The organism is Paramagnetospirillum caucaseum, from assembly GCF_000342045.1.
GTDB classification, from domain to species: domain Bacteria; phylum Pseudomonadota; class Alphaproteobacteria; order Rhodospirillales; family Magnetospirillaceae; genus Phaeospirillum; species Phaeospirillum caucaseum.
The window spans coordinates 21,216-36,871 of the sequence record NZ_AONQ01000019.1 but is presented as its reverse complement, the minus strand read 5'-3'; the positions used below and the strand labels follow the sequence as shown (position 1 = coordinate 36,871).

The window sequence follows — 15,656 nt, the reverse complement described above, 5'->3', positions numbered from 1 at the left end:
GCCCGTCCTCAGGACCATCCGGCGACAACCGTCTCGGCCGACGCCTCGGCCAGCGGCTTGCGGCGGCGGGGGCGCTCGCCTTCCATCAGCACGGGCAGCAGCACCTCGACCAGACCCTGCCCGCTGACATGGGTGAAGCCGCGCTCCACATGGTGGGGGTGGGTGGCGACCTCGTGGGGTTCCAGCACCGGCTCGAAGGTGCAGTCGGCGGGCTCCAGCAGGGCCGTCCACTCGGCCAGGGTGCGGCTGGCGAACAGCGTCTCCATCTCGGCGATCAGGTCGTGCTGGGGCAGGGGCTCGCCCTGACGGGCGATCCAGTCGGGCTTGCCGATACTGGTGCAGAACGCCTGCCAGAACTTCTCCTCCAGCGCGGCGATGGCGGCGAAGCGGCCATCCTTGGTCCGGTAGATGCGGTAGAAGGCGGCTCCGCCGTTGATCAAATCGTGCTCGCGCCTGGGGTCGCCCCAGCGCTGCGCCATGGTCAGCACGCCGCCCATCCACGACAGCGCCGCCTCGGCCAGGGAAATATCGATGGTGGTGCCCTTGCCGGAGGTCGAGCGCTTCAGCAGCGCCGCCAGGATGGCGTTGACCGCCAGCATGGCCCCGGCATGGTCGGCCAGCGGCGGAAAGGTCATGATCGGGCGCTCGGCGGGGCCGCTGGCCGCCAGCAGGCCGGTGACCGCCAGATAGGTGACGTCGTGGCCCGCCCTGGTGGCGAAGGGGCCGGTGCCGCCATAGCCCGACAGGGCGCAATGGACCAGGCGGGGATTGATCTGGTGCAGGCGCGCGATGCCGAAGCCCAGGCGTTCCATCACCCCGGGGCGGAAGCCTTCCAGCAGCACGTCGGCCCCGGCCACCATCTCGGCGAAGCGCGCCTTGCCGTCCGCGGATTTGAGGTCGAGGGTGACGATGGTCTTGTTGGCGTTGGCCAGCTTGTAGAAGGCGGTGGTGCCGTCGTCGTCCACCGGCCCCATGGTGCGCATGGGGTCGCCGGCCGGGCTCTCCACCTTGACCACCTCGGCGCCCAGGTCGGACAGCCACAGGGTGGCCAGCGGGCCGGGAATGTACATGGACAGGTCGAGGACCTTCAGCCCGGCAAGGCAATCGGCGATCATGCTCAACTCCAGAGTTGAATTGTCATCCCGAGCGGAGCGAGGGATCTCATCCTGGCCCGGCATTTCCATTTTGGGTGCGATGGAGCGGGCGGAGATTCCTCCTCCCGATGGTCGTCGGAATGACAGGTTTCCCTAAACGCTCCAGCTCGGCTTGCGCTTCTCGGTCAGGGCGGTGACGCCTTCGCGGCATTCGGCCCCGGCGCGGGCATCGACGAATTGGGCGACGGAATAGCGCATCAGGTCGGGGCCGGCCGGGCTGTCGTCGACCACGCGGAGCATGTCCTTGGCGGCGGCTTGGGCCTTGGGCGCGCCCTTCAGGCAGGCCTCGACCATCAGGTCGCGGGCGGAATCCAGCCTGTCGGCGGCCACCACGGCGTGGACGAGGCCCAGGCGCAGTGCCTCGCGGGCGTCGAAGCGCTCGCCCGACAGCACGTAGCGGCGCATGGCCCGCGTGCCGATGGCGGCGGCCATGGCGGGCATGATCAGGGTGGGGGAGAAGCCGGCGCGCACCTCGGGCAGCGAGAAGCTGGCATCGTCGGCGGCCACCACCATGTCGGACACCGCGACGATGCCCGCCCCCATGCCCAGCGCCGCGCCCTGCACCCGGGCAATCACCGGCTTGGCGCAGCGGTCGATGGCGTCGAGCATCACCGCCATCTGCATGGCGCTGCGGCTGACCTCCTCGGCCTCCTGGTCGAGCATGGCCCGCGTCCAGGCGATGTCGCCGCCGGCGCAGAAGCTGGGGCCCTGGCCCTCGATCACAACCACGCGCACCGCCTCGGCGACCGAGAGTTTCTGGAAGGTCTGGGCCAGGTTGCCGACCATCTGCTCGTCCAGCGCGTTGTGCTGATCGGGACGGCAGAGCGTCACGGTGGCGGTGGCGCCGTTGATCTTGACGTGGATGGTATCGGTCATGGCTTCCCCTTCCCCGGAACGACTGCTCCAGTAAACCACGCCGGGAGGGTATCGACCAAGATGCAAGCAGTGCAGCCTTGTGGCCGGCGGGCACCATTTCCTGTTGCCAGGGGGGGCTTTGACTGGAACCATGGTCCGGCTGGGCGTGGGGGTTCCGGCCTCCAGCCAAAACAAGAAGTTCCGGAGGGTCCATGACGTCCAAGTCTCCTTCCCCGCCGCGTGCCTGCGCCCTGGTCGGGCCGTTCGCCGCCGGCAAGACCAGTCTGCTCGAAGCCATGCTGTTCGCCTGCGGCGCGACGGGGCGCCAGGGCCGCATCAAGGACGGCACCACCACCGGCGATGCCAGTCCCGAGGCCCGCGCCCGCCTGATGAGCGTCGAGCCCAACATCGCCGGCGCCGAATACCTGGGCGAGAAGTGGACCTTCATCGACTGTCCCGGCTCGGTGGAGTTCCAGCAGGATTCCTACAACGCCCTGATGGTCGCCGACGTGGCGGTGGTGGTGTGCGAGCCCGACCCCGCCCGCGCCGTGATGGTCGCCCCGGTGCTGAAGTTCCTGGACGAGCACAAGGTTCCTCACCTGCTGTTCGTCAACAAGATCGACGCCGCCGGCACACGGCTCAAGGAAACCCTCGAGGCCCTGCAGGCGGTGTCCGACCGCCCGCTGGTCATGCGCGAGATTCCCATCCGCGAGGGCGATTCGGTCACCGGCTACATCGACCTGGTCAGCGAGCGGGCCTACACGTACCGCCCCGGCCAGCCCTCGGCGGTGATCAAGATTCCCGACGCGCTGAAGGGCGAGGAAAGCGCCGCGCGCCAGGAGATGCTGGAGCATCTGGCCGATTTCGACGACCACCTGATGGAGGAATTGCTCGAAGACATCCAACCGCCCGCCGACGAGGTCTATGCCGATCTGGGCAAGGATCTGGCCGGGGACCTGATCGTGCCGGTATTCTTCGGCTCGGCCGAGAACGACGGCGGCATCCATCGCCTGCTCAAGGCGCTGCGCCACGACGCCCCCGGCCCGGCCGCCACCGCCGCCCGCCTGGGCATCAAGGCCGACGGTGCCCCCCTGGCCACCGTGTTCAAGACGGTGCACGCCGCCCATACCGGCAAACTCAGCTTCTCGCGCGTCTGGCGGGGCGAGTTCGCCGACAACCAGTCGCTGGAGGCGGGCCGCATCGGCGGCCTCTACCTGATGACCGGCGGCACGCCCGCCAAGGTGGCCAAGGTGGGAATGGGCGACGTCTGCGCCTTCGGCCGCCTGGATTCCGTTTCCACCGGCCAGGCGATCGGCGCCGCCGATGCCGGCATGGCCGGATGGCCCGCCCCGTTGCCGCCGCTGTTCGCCTTCGCCCTGGAGGCCGAGAAGAAGGGCGACGACGTCAAGCTGACCGGGGCCATCGCCAAGTTGGCCGAGGAGGACCCCTCGCTGTCGCTGGACCATGGCGAGTTCGGCGAACAGGTGCTGCGCGGCCAGGGCGAGATTCATCTCCAGGTGGCCATCGAGCGGCTGAAGAGCCGCTTCAACATGGGCGTGGTGACCAGGAAGCCGACGGTTCCCTACAAGGAGACCATCCGTAAATCCACCTCGGTGCACGGCCGCCACAAGAAGCAGTCGGGCGGCCACGGCCAGTTCGGCGACATCCATATCGACATCGCGCCGCTGCCCAGGGGCTCGGGCTTCAAGTTCGTCGACAAGATCGTCGGCGGCGTGGTGCCGCGCCAGTACATCCCCTCGGTCGAGGAGGGCGTCGCCGATTTCCTGCGCCAGGGCCCCTTCGGCTTCCCGGTGGTGGACCTGCAGGTGACCCTGACCTCGGGCAGCTATCACGCCGTGGACAGTTCCGACATGGCCTTCAAGACGGCGGCCCGCATCGCCATGAGCGAGGGCATGCCCCAGTGCGAGCCGGTGCTGCTGGAACCCATCCTGGCGGTGGAAATCTCGGTGCCCGCCGAGTTCACCGCCAAGGCCCAGCGCATCGTTTCGGGGCGGCGGGGCCAGATTCTCGGTTACGACGCCAAGGCGGGTTGGCAGGGCTGGGACACGGTCTCGGCCTATCTGCCCCAGGCCGAGATGGACGACCTGATCGTCGAACTGCGCTCGCTGACCATGGGGGTGGGCACCTTCTCGTGGACGTTCGACCACCTGCAGGAAATCTCCGGCCGCGTCGCCGACAAGGTGGTCGAACAGCGCAAGGAGGTGCTGGCCAACGCCTGATCTGGCGTTTCCTGATACTGGCGTTTCCGGCCGTCCCGGTGCTATAGAGCGGGGCTCTGGTCTGGATCAAGGAGCCCCGCCCATGGAAAACCGCGAGATGTTCGAAGAGATCGCCGCCCTGATCGGCTCCATCGCCAAGGCGTTCGACCTTTCCGATACCGACGTGGTGGCCGCCATCGAGCAGGGCGGCCTCGGCATGGAAATGATCACCGACGACGAAGGCCGCAACTGCGTCGAGGCCACCCACGACGGACGGGTCGCCCGCATCTATCCCGGCGCCATCTTCCGGGTCGGCGACGCGGCGCCCGAGAAGGACGAGGATTGCGGCGGCGGCTGTTCCTGCGGGCACTGAGTCTTAATACCGACCCGCGATAAGTTCCACTCAACGCAGGTCGGCATTATTCGATCATCGACCAGTCGAAGGCGGTGCCGCGCGGGACCGTCTTCCTGGCCTTGCGGCCCAGGATTTCCGGCAGGAATTTCGGTTCCAGCCCATAGCCCGGACGGATGGAGCGCACCTTGTCCTCGGTGATGGTCTCGCCGGGGTGCAGATCCTCGACCACGTAGAGCGAGCGGCGGAAGGCCTTCGATCCCTGTTCGCAATCGGCCAGGGCGTAGGAGATGCGCCCGCGCGCCGTCCAGACGGCGCGGCAGTCGCTGACCAGCCGGGCCAGTTCCTCTGGCTCCAGCGAGAAGTGGGAATCCAGCCCACCGTCGGCGCGGCGCAGGGTGAAGTGCTTTTCGACGATGCAGGCGCCCAGCGCCACCGCCGCCACCGCCACCGCCGTGCCCTGGGTATGGTCCGACAGGCCCACCGGCACGCCGAAGGCCTGGGCCATGTGGGGAATGGTGGCCAGGTTGGAATCCTCGGTGGGGGCCGGATACGAGCTGATGCAGTGGAGCAGCGCCAGTTGGTCGTTGCCGGCGCGGCGCACGGTCTCCACCGTGGCGGCGATGTCGCCCAGGCCGGCCATGCCGGTGGACACGATGACCGGCTTGCCCTGGCGGGCGGCGTGGGCCACCAGTCCGGGATCGGCCATCTCGAAGCTGGCGATCTTGAAGGCCGGGGCGTCCAGCCCGGCCAGGAAATCCACCGCCGCCTTGTCGAAGGGCGAGGAGAAGACGATCAGCCCCAGTTCCTTGCCGCGCTCGAACAGCCTGGGATGCCAGTCCCACGGGGTCTGGGCCTCGGCGTAAAGGTCATAGAGCTTGCGCCCGCCCCACGGGCCGCCCTCGATGACGAAGTCGGGGCGGTCGCAATCGATGGTGATGGCGTCGGGCTTGAGCGTCTGCAGTTTGACCGCGTCGGCCCCGGCGTTCGCCGCCGCTTCCAGCAGGGCCATGGCGCGGCCCAGGTCGCCGTTATGGTTGGCCGACATCTCGGCGATGACGAAGGGGGGGTGGTCGGGGCCGATGGGGCGGCCGGCGATGGCGAGATCGGTCATGGGGAAAGGCCTTTCAGGGAAGGAAGGCGTCTGAGCGCGTCGGCGGTGCGGGCGGCGCCCAGTCCGTCGCACAAGCCGGCGGCGGCCTTGGACAGGGACAGCAGGATCGGCGGCCGGGCGGCGAGGTGCCGCAACTGGCCGGCGATGGTGGCGGGGGTGGCCTCCAGGGCGGCGCCCGCTCCGCTCACCAGCCGGACCACGTCCTTCTGGTTGTCGGCGATGACCAGCATCAGGGTGGGCAGGCCGAGGCAGCAGCGCTCCCAGGTGGTGGTGCCGCCCGCGCCGATGGCCAGATCGGCCCCGGCCATCAGCCCGGCCATGTCGCCGGTTCCCACCAGCACCCGCGCCCCGGCCATGGCGGCGGCGCGGGCCAGCACGGTCTCCAGGTGCGGCGCCTTGGCGCCCATCACCACGTCCACCGCCACCTCCAGGCCCGAGGCGGCGATGGCGTCCAACACCCGGAGGGTGACGTTGTCGGGATCGGTGCCGCCCAGGCTGACCAGGATGCGCCGCAGCGATCCGTCCCGCCGCGCCAGGGACGCCGGGCGCGCCTCGGCGAATTGCGGCCGCAACAGGGCGTAATCGGCTCCGGCCAGGACGATGCCGCCGTGGGGCACCAGATCCCGGTACTCCCCGGCCCGGCGCCCGTGGGTCTGGTCGAGCAGCAGGTCGCAGTGATGGCGGCGGGTGGGCAGGTCGTCGATGACCATCACCGCCCGGCTCATGCCACGGATGCGGGCCTCCTCGGCGGCGCCGATGCCGTAATGGTCGACCACCGCCAGGGCCGCCCCGAAGGGCAGGCGCTCGGGCGGCACCACCGGATAGGGCAGGGCCGGCACCAGTTCCTCGGTGCCCGGCGCGGCGGCGAACAGGCATTGGGCGCCGCGCCGCGCCAGCTCGCCGGCCAGCGTGAGGCAGCGCATGACATGGCCGGTGCCGATGGCGGCGGAGGCGTCGGCGCGGAAACAGATGGTGAGCGTGACCATGGCCTGGAATATGGGTAGAATCCGGCTCTCAGTATAGGCGGGCCGAGGGGGAGGGCAAATGGAGTTCCGCAGGGCCGAAGACGGCGATTGCCAGGACCTTCTGGTCTGGCGCAACGATCCGGTGACCGTGCGGCATTCCCTGACCGGGGCCGGGGTGGACGCGGCGGCGCACCGCGTCTGGTTCGCCCGTGTCCTGGCGGATTCCGCCCGCATCCTGCTGATCGCCGAGGACAAGGGGGAAAAACTCGGCATGGTGCGCTTCGACCGCCACGACGACGGGGCGTGGGAGGTGGGCATCAACCTCGCCCCCACCGCGCGCGGGCGAGGGCTGGCGGCCGGCGTGCTGGCCGGGGCGGTGGCCGCCGCCTTCCCCGCCGCCGCCCGCCCGCCGCTGGTCGCCCAGGTCAAGCATGACAATCCCGCCAGCCGGCGCATCTTCCTGCGCTGCGGTTTCGTCCTGGCCGACGAGGTAGACGGGGTGGGAACCTTTCGCCTTGCCCGTTCTTGTGGAGTTGGGGGGCGCGTGCCATGATCCGCCCAGCAAATGTTGCCGCCGAAGGAGTGATGCCTTGACCGCGTCCAAGTACTACGACATCGACCTCGATCTGGAAGGCAAGTCCATCCTGGTCACCGGCGGCACCGGCTCGTTCGGCAAGAAATTCGTGAAGACGGTGCTGGAGCGTTACAACCCGCACCGCCTGATCATCTTCTCGCGCGATGAGCTGAAGCAGTTCGAGATGGCTCAGACCTTCGATCCGGCCGAGCATCGCTGTCTGCGTTACTTCCTGGGCGACGTCCGCGACCGCGAGCGCCTGCAGATGGCCATGCGCGAGGTGGATGTGGTGGTGCACGCCGCCGCCCTGAAGCAGGTCCCGGCCGCCGAGTACAACCCGTTCGAATTCGTGCGCACCAACATCCTGGGCGCCGAGAACGTGGTGCAGGCGGCGCTGGCCAACAAGGTCGGCCACGTCATCGCGCTATCCACCGACAAGGCCATGAGCCCCATCAACCTCTACGGCGCCACCAAGCTGGCGTCCGACAAGATCTTCGTCGCCGCCAACAACCTGTCGGGCTCGGTGGGCTCGAAGTTCGCGGTGGTGCGCTACGGCAACGTGGTCGGCTCGCGCGGTTCGGTCGTGCCGTTCTTCCACAAGCTGATCCAGTCCGGCGCCGCCGAGCTGCCCATCACCGATCCGCGCATGACCCGTTTCTGGATCACCCTGGAGCAGGGCGTGGATTTCGTGCTGTCCTGTCTGGACAAGATGCAGGGCGGCGAGACCTATATCCCCAAGATTCCCTCCATGCGCATGACCGACCTGGCCGAGGCCATGGCGCCGGGCCTGCCCCACAAGATCATCGGCATCCGTCCGGGCGAGAAGATCCACGAGGTGATGATCACCGAGGATTACGCCCGCAACACGGTGGAGTTGCCCGACCGCTACATCATCCAGCCGGTCTTCGCCTTCTGGACCACCGAGCACCTGATCGACGCCGGCGCCAAGGTGGTCCCCGACGACTTCCGCTACGGCTCGGACAACAACACCGACTGGATGGACGGGCCGCGGCTCCATTCCATGCTGTCGGGGCTGGAACTGTGAGCGGGGAGCCTTTTCTCCCCTACTGCCGCCATGTGGTGGACGAGGACGACATCGCCGCCGTGGCGGCGGTGATGAAGGGCGACATCCTGACCACCGGCCCGTCGGTGGCCGCCTTCGAGGACGCCCTGGCCCGCACCGTCGGCGCGCGGCATGCCGTGGTCTGCGCCAACGGTACCGCCGCTCTGCATCTGGCGGTCCTGGCTCTCGGCATCGGTCCCGGCGATGCGGTGCTGGTGCCCGCCCAGACCTTCGCCGCCACCGGCAATTGCGCCCGCTATGTGGGGGCCGAGGTGGTGCTGACCGACGTCGACCCCGACAGCGGCCTGATGCGCGTCGGTGACCTGGAGGCCGCCATCGCCGCCCATCCGGGCAAACGCTTCCGCTCGGTGCACCCGGTCCACCTCAACGGCCAGTCGGCGGACATGCCCGGCCTGGCGGCGGTGGCCCGCAAGCATGGTCTGGCCATCATCGAGGATTGCTGTCACGCGCTGGGCACCATCGCCGCCGACGGGGCGGTGATCGGCGATTGCCGCCATGGCGACCTGAACGTCTTTTCCTTCCACCCGGCCAAGACCATCGCCATGGGCGAGGGCGGGGCGATCACCACCAACGACGAATCCCTGGCCGCTCGCCTCCGCCTGCTGCGCAGCCACGGCATCACGCGGGATTCATCCATCTTCGTGGACGAGGTGGAGGGCTTCGATTCCGAGGGCCAGCCCAATCCCTGGTACTACGAGATGCAGGACCTGGGCTTCAACTACCGGGCCTGCGACATCCAGTGCGCGCTGGGTCTGAGCCAACTCGCCAAGCTGCCCCGCTTCGCCGAGACCCGGCGGCGGCTGGTGCGCCATTACCGCGACAGGCTGGCGCCCCTGGCGCCCAAGGTGAAGCCCATCACGCTCTCGGGCGGCGAAGCGGTGTGGCACCTGTCGGTGGCCCTGATCGATTATCAGGCCTGCGGCACCACGCGAGCCCGGGTGATGAACGCGCTCCGGGCCAGGGGGATCGGTACCCAGGTCAACTACATCCCCGTGCACAAGCTGCCCTATTACCGGACCCTGCTGGGCGAGATCAGCCTGCCCGGCGCGGAGGAATACTACCGCCGTTGCCTGTCCCTGCCCCTCTCGGCGGCCATGACCGAGGCCGACGTGGACCGGGTGGTCGAGGCTCTGCGCGAAGTGCTGGGGCTGTGACCGCCGCAATCATCGTCCAGGCCCGCATGGGCTCCACCCGTCTGCCGGGCAAGATCCTCAAGCCCCTGGGCTCCATGACCGCCCTGGCCCAGTGCCTGTGCCGCTGCGCCGCCATTCCCGGCATCGACAAGGTGGTCTGCGCCATCCCCGAGGGCGAGGCCGAGGCGCCGGTGGTGGCGGAGGCCGAACGTTGCGGCGCCCTGGTGGCGCGCGGCCCCTCCGACGACGTGCTGAAGCGCTACGCCATCGCCGCAAGGGCGGCGGGGGCCGACGTGATCATGCGGGTGACCAGCGACTGCCCGCTGATCGATCCGCAATTGTGCGGGCGGATGCTGGCCAGGCTGCAAGACGAGGGGCTGGATTACTGCTGCAACAACCTGCCGCCGTCCTGGCCCCACGGGCTGGATGCCGAGGTGTTTCGCGCCGCCGCCCTGTTCGAGGCCGAGGGCAAGGCCGCAGAGCCCTTCGACCGCGAGCACGTCACCCCCTGGCTGCGCCGCGCGCCGCACCTGAAACGCGGCAACATAGCCCGCGACGGCGAGGACCTGTCGCAGATGTGCCGCTGGACCCTGGATTATCCCGAGGATTACGCCTTCCTGGCCGCCCTGTTCGAGCGGCTGCCCGATGCCATCGTCCCCATGGAGGATGTGCTGGCGGTGCTCGCCGCCCATCCCGAACTGGCGGAAATCAACGCCATGCACCACGGGGTCAGGGCCGGGGGCAAGGCAAAATAAGGAAGCGGGCGGGAGACGCCCGCGCTCCGTCGACCTTGGAGCGCGGGCGTCTCCCGCCCGCTTTATCCTATCGCCCCCGCCCAGCGTGCATCTGGGCGTCCACCGCCGCCAGGGCGGTGATATTGACGATGTTGCGCACGGTGGCCGAGGGGGTGAGCACGTGGGCCGGTTGGGCGATGCCCATCAGGATCGGCCCCACCGACAGGGCATCGCCCGCCACCTTCAGCAGGTTGAACGAGATGTTGGCGGCGTCCAGCGTCGGCATGACCAGCAGGTTGGCGGCACCCTTCAGCTTGGAATTGGGGAAGATGCGGGTGCGGATTTCCTCGGACAGGGCGGCGTCGCCGTGCATCTCGCCCTCGGCCTCCAGATAGGGGGCCTTCTCGCGCAGCAGGGCCAGGGCGTCGCGCTGGCGCTGGGCCGAGGCAGTGGAACGGTTGCCGAAATTGGCGTGGGACAGGAAGGCGACCTTGGGCTCGATGCCGAAGCGCCGCACTTCCTCGGCGGCCAGCAGGGTCATGTCGCAGATCTGTTCCGGCGTCGGCTCGGGCGTCACGTAGGTGTCGCAGATGAAGAAGGTCCCGGCCGGCATGATCAGCAGGTTCATGGCCGCCGGCACCTTGACGCCGTCCCGCGTGCCGATGACGTTGAGGATGTGCGACAGGTGCTTATCGTAGCGGCCGATGGTGCCACAGATCATGGCGTCCACTTCCTTGCGCTTCAGCATCAGGGTGCCGATCACCGTGTTGCGGGTGCGGACCACGGTGCGGGCGTATTCGGGGCTGACCCCCTGGCGCTCCATGATGGAGTGGTAGAGGCGCCAGTATTCGTTGAAGCGGGGATCGTCCTCGGGATCGCACAGGTCGAAATCCTGGTCGATGCGGATGCGCAGGTCCAGATCATGGATGCGCTTCTCCACCACCTCGCGCCGGCCGATCAGCACGGGGCGGGCCAGCCCTTCGTCCACCACGGTCTGGGCGGCGTGCAGCACGCGGCGGCCTTCACCCTCGGTATAGACGATGCGGCGCATGTCCTGGCGCGCCCGGTCGAACACCGGCTTCATCACCAGGCCCGAGCGGAAAACGAACTGGTTGAGCCGGTCCATGTAGACGTCGAAATCGATGATCGGGCGACGCGCCACGCCGGATTCCATGGCCGCCTTGGCCACCGCCGGGGCGATCTTGATGATCAGGCGGGAATCGAACGGCTTGGGGATCAGGTATTCCGGCCCGAAGGTCAAGGGCGCGGTGCCGTAGGCGGCACGCACCCGCTCGTCGGATTCGGCCATGGCGAGATTGGCCAGGGCGTAGACGCAGGCCAGCTTCATGGAATCGTTGATCTCGGTGGCGCCCACGTCCAGGGCGCCGCGGAAGATGTAGGGGAAGACCAGGACGTTGTTGACCTGGTTGGGATAGTCCGAGCGGCCGGTGGCGATGATGGCGTCGGGACGCACCGCCTTGACCTCGTCGGGGAGGATTTCCGGGGTCGGGTTGGCCAGGGCGAAGACGATGGGCTTGGCCGCCATGGTGTCGACCATCTCGCCGGTCAGCACGCGCGGCGCCGACAGACCCAGGAAGATGTCGGCGCCCTCGATGACCTCGGCCAGGGTGCGCATGTCGGTCTTCTTGGCGTAGATCGACTTGTACTGGTCCATCAACTCGGTACGGCCCTCGTAGACCACGCCCTTGATGTCGGTGACCCAGACGTTTTCGCGCTTCACACCCAGCTTGCACAGCAGGTTGAGGCAGGCCAGCGCCGCCGCGCCGGCGCCGGATGCCACCACCTTGACGTCGGCGATGTTCTTGCCCACCACGCGCAGCGCGTTGACCATGGCGGCACCCACCACGATGGCGGTGCCGTGCTGGTCGTCGTGCATCACCGGAATCTTGACCCGCTCCTGCAGCTTGCGCTCGACCTCGAAACACTCGGGGGCCTTGATGTCTTCCAGGTTGATGGCGCCGAAGGTGGGCTCCATGGCGGCGATGATGTCCACCAGCTTGTCGGGGTCCAGCTCGGCCAGCTCCATGTCGAACACGTCGATGCCGGCGAACTTCTTGAACAGGACGCCCTTGCCCTCCATCACCGGCTTGGCGGCCAGCGGGCCGATGGGGCCGAGGCCCAGCACGGCGGTGCCGTTGGTCACCACGGCCACCAGATTGCCCCTGGCCGTCACGTCGGCGGCGCTGTCCTCGTCGGCGACGATCAACTCGCAGGCGGCGGCCACGCCGGGGGAATAGGCCAGCGCCAGGTCGCGCTGGGTGGCCAGCGGCTTGGTGGGGGTGACGCTGATCTTACCGGGGGTGGGCAGGCGATGGTATTCCAGCGCCGCGTCGCGCAACTCGTCGGACATGCTCATGGAACGGAGACCTCTGACGCAATGTTATTTCTCGAAGGCGGCGATACCATACTCGCTTGAGGGCGCCGCGCAAAGCCTCCGATCGGGGGAATTACGGAAAACCACAGGAAATGCAATGGTATGGCGGCATGACCACTGCCTCGGCGGCGGGTTACAAAGTTGCGTAAACTTCCCGGAAACGACCAAGCCCGCCGGGGTCGCCGGCGGGCCTGATGGTAAAGAATGGTGCGGCCAAGAAGACTCGAACTTCCACGGGTGTTACCCCACAAGCACCTCAAGCTTGCGCGTCTACCAATTCCGCCATGGCCGCGTTTTCCGGTAGCCTCGAAGGACTTGCCAACGAGGAGACAGGGGAATACCAAATCACCTCGCCCGAATCAAGCGCGCATCCCGGAGTCCCTGATGAATTCTCCCGTCGAGTGGCGGATTTCCGATTTTCCCGTCGATTATCCCCAGGCGGTGGCCGCCATGGAGGAGCGCGTCGCCGCCATCCGGGCCGGCACGGCGCCCGAACTGGTATGGCTGCTGGAGCACCCGCCGCTCTATACGGCGGGGACCAGCGCCGACCCGCGCGACCTGGTCGAGCCCGAGCGTTTCCCGGTGTTCGAGAGCGGGCGCGGCGGCCAGTACACCTATCACGGCCCCGGCCAACGGGTGGCCTATGTGCTGCTCGACCTGAAGAAACGCGGCGCCGACGTGCGGGCCTATGTCTGCAATCTGGAGGAATGGCTGATCCGCACCCTGGCGCGCTTCGTGGTCCGGGGCGAGCGGCGTCCGGGCCGCGTCGGCATCTGGGTGGAGCGGCCCGGCGGGCGCGAGGACAAGATCGCCGCCATCGGCGTGCGGGTCCGCCACTGGGTGACCTTCCACGGCATCGCGCTCAACGTCGACCCCGACCTGTCCCACTTCGCCGGCATCGTGCCCTGCGGCATCCGCGAGCACGGCGTCACCTCGCTGTGGAACCTGGGGCTCACCCCCACCATGGAAGACGTGGACTGCGCCCTGATGGCCACCTTCCCCGAGGTGTTCGGCCGCGAGACCGACCGACCGTACATTCCCCCGGCCGGATAAAGAAAGACCCCCGCCAGTTTCCTGACGGGGGCTTTCCTGACTGGTCCACCATCCCCTTGTCAGGGACGGCAGAGAGCGCAGACACCCTTATTCGGATCAGACCGAATAGTACATCTGGAACTCGACCGGATGCGGGGTGTGCTCGAAGCGGTAGACTTCCTCGTACTTGAGCTCGATGTAGGCCTCGATGAATTCCTTCGAGAACACGTCGCCCTTGCACAGGAAGTCGTGGCTGGCGCGCAGGGCCTCGAGGGCCTCGCGCAGGCTGCCGCACACGGTCGGGACCTGCTTGAGCTCCTCGGGGGGCAGATCGTACAGGTTCTTGTCCATGGGATCGCCGGGGTGGATCTTGTTGGCGATACCGTCCAGGCCGGCCATCAGCATGGCCGAGAAGGCCAGGTAGGGGTTCGCGCCCGGGTCGGGGAAGCGGACCTCGACGCGCTTGCCCTTCGGCGAGGCCGAGTAGGGGATGCGGCAGGAGGCCGAACGGTTGCGGGCCGAGTAGGCCAGCAGAACCGGGGCTTCGAAGCCGGGGATCAGGCGCTTGTAGCTGTTGGTCAGCGGGTTGGTGAAGGCGTTGATGGCCTTGGCGTGCTTGATGATGCCGCCGATGTAGTACAGCGCCATATCCGACAGGTCGGCATAGCCCGAACCGGCGAACAGGGGCTTGCCGGCCTTCCAGATGGACTGGTGGACGTGCATGCCCGAGCCGTTGTCGCCATAGATCGGCTTCGGCATGAAGGTCGCGGTCTTGCCATAGGAGGCGGCGACATTGTGGACCACGTACTTGTAGATCTGGATCCAGTCGGCGGCTTCGACCAGGCCGCCGAACTTGATGCCCAGTTCGTGCTGCGACGAGGCCACTTCGTGGTGGTGCTTCTCGATGGGCAGGCCCATCTCGCCCATCACGGTCAGCATCTCGGCGCGCATGTCCACGTGGCCGTCCACCGGCGGAACCGGAAAGTAGCCGCCCTTGACGCCCGGGCGGTGGCCCAGGTTGCCCTCGGCGAAGTCGCGGCCCTGGGCCTCGACACCGTCTTCCGAGCGCAGCTCGTAATAGCCCTTGTTCATGCCGAGTTCGTACTTGACGTCGTCGAACACGAAGAACTCGGCCTCGGGGCCGAAATAGGTGGAATCGCCCACGCCCGAGGACTTCACATAGGCCTCGGCGCGCTTGGCGATGGAGCGCGGGTCGCGGTCATAGAGCTGGCCGGTGGCGGGCTCGACGATGTCGCAGTTGATGATCAGCTGCGACTGGGCGGCGAAGGGGTCCATGACGGCGGAAGCCGGGTCGGGCTTCAGGATCATGTCGGACTCGTTGATGCTCTTCCAGCCGGCGATCGACGAGCCGTCGAACATGATGCCTTCGTTCAGCATGTCGGCGTCCACGGTGGACACGTGCTGGGCAGTGTGCTGCCACTTGCCGCGCGGATCGGTGAAGCGGAAATCGACGTACTTCACGTCGTTTTCCTTGATCAGTTCGAGGACCTTCTTGACGTCGTCGGACATGGTCACATTCCTGAGAGTTGAGAGTTGAACACGCTAGCCCGTCCCGCGCCCGTATCGAGGAGCGGCGGGAGGGGCGAAAAACTCAGATGGCGTCGCTGCCGCGCTCGCCGGTGCGGATGCGGATGGCCTCTTCCACCGTGGAGATGAAGATCTTGCCGTCACCGATGCGGCCCGTATGGGCGGCCTGCTGGATGGCCTCGACGGCGCGCTCCACCAGATTGTCCTCGATGACCAGCTCGATCTTGACCTTGGGCAGGAAGTCCACCACGTACTCGGCGCCGCGATAGAGCTCGGTATGCCCCTTCTGCCGGCCGAAACCCTTGGCTTCAGTCACAGTAAGACCCTGGAGGCCGACCTCGTGAAGGGCTTCCTTCACCTCGTCCAGCTTGAAGGGCTTGATGATGGCTTCGATCTTCTTCATGAACCCGCCGCTTTCGGATTGGCGTTGCGAACCCGCGTCAAAACGCGCGACTCATTTAGCACGCATCGTGCCAGTTCGGCCACCGTGAAAACAC

General features: G+C 67.7%; 14 protein-coding genes and 1 tRNA gene. 7 read left to right on the top strand and 8 right to left on the bottom strand.

Annotated features, from left to right (window positions below):
- Positions 1–8 precede the first annotated feature (8 nt).
- Together H261_RS08860 and H261_RS08855 are read right to left on the bottom strand one after the other, a co-directional pair.
- Positions 9–1,115, bottom strand: coding sequence for a CaiB/BaiF CoA transferase family protein (locus H261_RS08860; RefSeq protein WP_008616629.1), 1,107 nt, complete (start codon positions 1,113–1,115; stop codon positions 9–11).
- 132 nt (positions 1,116–1,247) lie between these two features.
- Positions 1,248–2,030 (bottom strand): enoyl-CoA hydratase-related protein, encoded by a 783-nt coding sequence (locus H261_RS08855; RefSeq protein ID WP_008616628.1) that lies wholly within the window; start codon positions 2,028–2,030, stop codon positions 1,248–1,250.
- Positions 2,031–2,221: 191 nt separating this feature from the next.
- On the opposite strand from H261_RS08855, the gene H261_RS08850 reads away from it, so the two are divergent.
- Both H261_RS08850 and H261_RS08845 read left to right on the top strand, forming a co-directional pair.
- Positions 2,222–4,249 carry an elongation factor G gene (locus tag H261_RS08850; RefSeq protein ID WP_008616627.1) on the top strand — a complete coding sequence of 676 codons (2,028 nt, stop codon included), beginning with the start codon at positions 2,222–2,224 and terminating at the stop codon, positions 4,247–4,249.
- Between the two features lie 82 nt (positions 4,250–4,331).
- Positions 4,332–4,601: a hypothetical protein gene (locus H261_RS08845; RefSeq protein WP_008616626.1), complete on the top strand. Its 270-nt coding sequence runs from the start codon at positions 4,332–4,334 to the stop codon at positions 4,599–4,601.
- Between the two features lie 46 nt (positions 4,602–4,647).
- Here the strand turns inward: H261_RS08845 and pseI are convergent, their stop codons facing one another.
- On the bottom strand, positions 4,648–5,694 hold the full coding sequence (pseI, locus tag H261_RS08840; RefSeq protein WP_008616625.1) for a pseudaminic acid synthase: 1,047 nt from the start codon (positions 5,692–5,694) through the stop codon (positions 4,648–4,650).
- Positions 5,691–6,680 (bottom strand): UDP-2,4-diacetamido-2,4,6-trideoxy-beta-L-altropyranose hydrolase, encoded by a 990-nt coding sequence (gene pseG / locus H261_RS08835; protein ID WP_008616624.1) that lies wholly within the window; start codon positions 6,678–6,680, stop codon positions 5,691–5,693. Before pseG ends, pseI begins: the two co-directional genes overlap by 4 nt.
- A gap of 58 nt (positions 6,681–6,738) precedes the next feature.
- Here pseG and H261_RS08830 point away from each other — a divergent pair, with 58 nt between their 5' ends.
- Genes H261_RS08830 through H261_RS08815 form a run of 4 tightly spaced genes read left to right on the top strand, consistent with a single transcriptional unit; the run spans position 6,739 to position 10,205 of the window.
- The gene (locus H261_RS08830) at positions 6,739–7,212 is read left to right on the top strand and encodes a GNAT family N-acetyltransferase (protein WP_008616623.1); all 474 of its coding nucleotides are present in this window, start codon (positions 6,739–6,741) and stop codon (positions 7,210–7,212) included.
- 37 nt (positions 7,213–7,249) lie between these two features.
- On the top strand, positions 7,250–8,278 hold the full coding sequence (pseB, locus tag H261_RS08825) for a UDP-N-acetylglucosamine 4,6-dehydratase (inverting) (RefSeq protein WP_008616622.1): 1,029 nt from the start codon (positions 7,250–7,252) through the stop codon (positions 8,276–8,278).
- Positions 8,275–9,471 carry a UDP-4-amino-4,6-dideoxy-N-acetyl-beta-L-altrosamine transaminase gene (pseC, locus tag H261_RS08820; protein ID WP_040476077.1) on the top strand — a complete coding sequence of 399 codons (1,197 nt, stop codon included), beginning with the start codon at positions 8,275–8,277 and terminating at the stop codon, positions 9,469–9,471. The genes pseB and pseC overlap by 4 nt, the downstream gene beginning before the upstream one ends.
- The gene (locus H261_RS08815) at positions 9,468–10,205 is read left to right on the top strand and encodes a cytidylyltransferase domain-containing protein (protein WP_008616620.1); all 738 of its coding nucleotides are present in this window, start codon (positions 9,468–9,470) and stop codon (positions 10,203–10,205) included. Before pseC ends, H261_RS08815 begins: the two co-directional genes overlap by 4 nt.
- A 67-nt stretch (positions 10,206–10,272) precedes the next feature.
- Here H261_RS08815 and H261_RS08810 read toward each other — a convergent pair whose 3' ends face one another.
- Positions 10,273–12,555: an NADP-dependent malic enzyme gene (locus H261_RS08810; protein WP_008616619.1), complete on the bottom strand. Its 2,283-nt coding sequence runs from the start codon at positions 12,553–12,555 to the stop codon at positions 10,273–10,275.
- Positions 12,556–12,784: 229 nt separating this feature from the next.
- Positions 12,785–12,871: transfer RNA gene (locus H261_RS08805), tRNA-Leu, on the bottom strand.
- Positions 12,872–12,963: 92 nt separating this feature from the next.
- Here H261_RS08805 and lipB point away from each other — a divergent pair.
- A complete protein-coding gene (gene lipB, locus H261_RS08800) occupies positions 12,964–13,632 on the top strand; it encodes a lipoyl(octanoyl) transferase LipB (protein ID WP_008616618.1) in 669 nt (222 codons plus the stop codon).
- A 96-nt stretch (positions 13,633–13,728) separates the two neighbouring features.
- On the opposite strand, the gene glnA is transcribed toward lipB, so the two are convergent.
- Both glnA and H261_RS08790 read right to left on the bottom strand, forming a co-directional pair.
- Complete coding sequence (glnA, locus tag H261_RS08795) at positions 13,729–15,141, bottom strand: type I glutamate--ammonia ligase (RefSeq protein WP_008616617.1); 1,413 nt, start codon at positions 15,139–15,141, stop codon at positions 13,729–13,731.
- Positions 15,142–15,223: 82 nt separating this feature from the next.
- Positions 15,224–15,562 carry a P-II family nitrogen regulator gene (locus H261_RS08790; protein ID WP_008616616.1) on the bottom strand — a complete coding sequence of 113 codons (339 nt, stop codon included), beginning with the start codon at positions 15,560–15,562 and terminating at the stop codon, positions 15,224–15,226.
- Positions 15,563–15,656 lie beyond the last annotated feature (94 nt).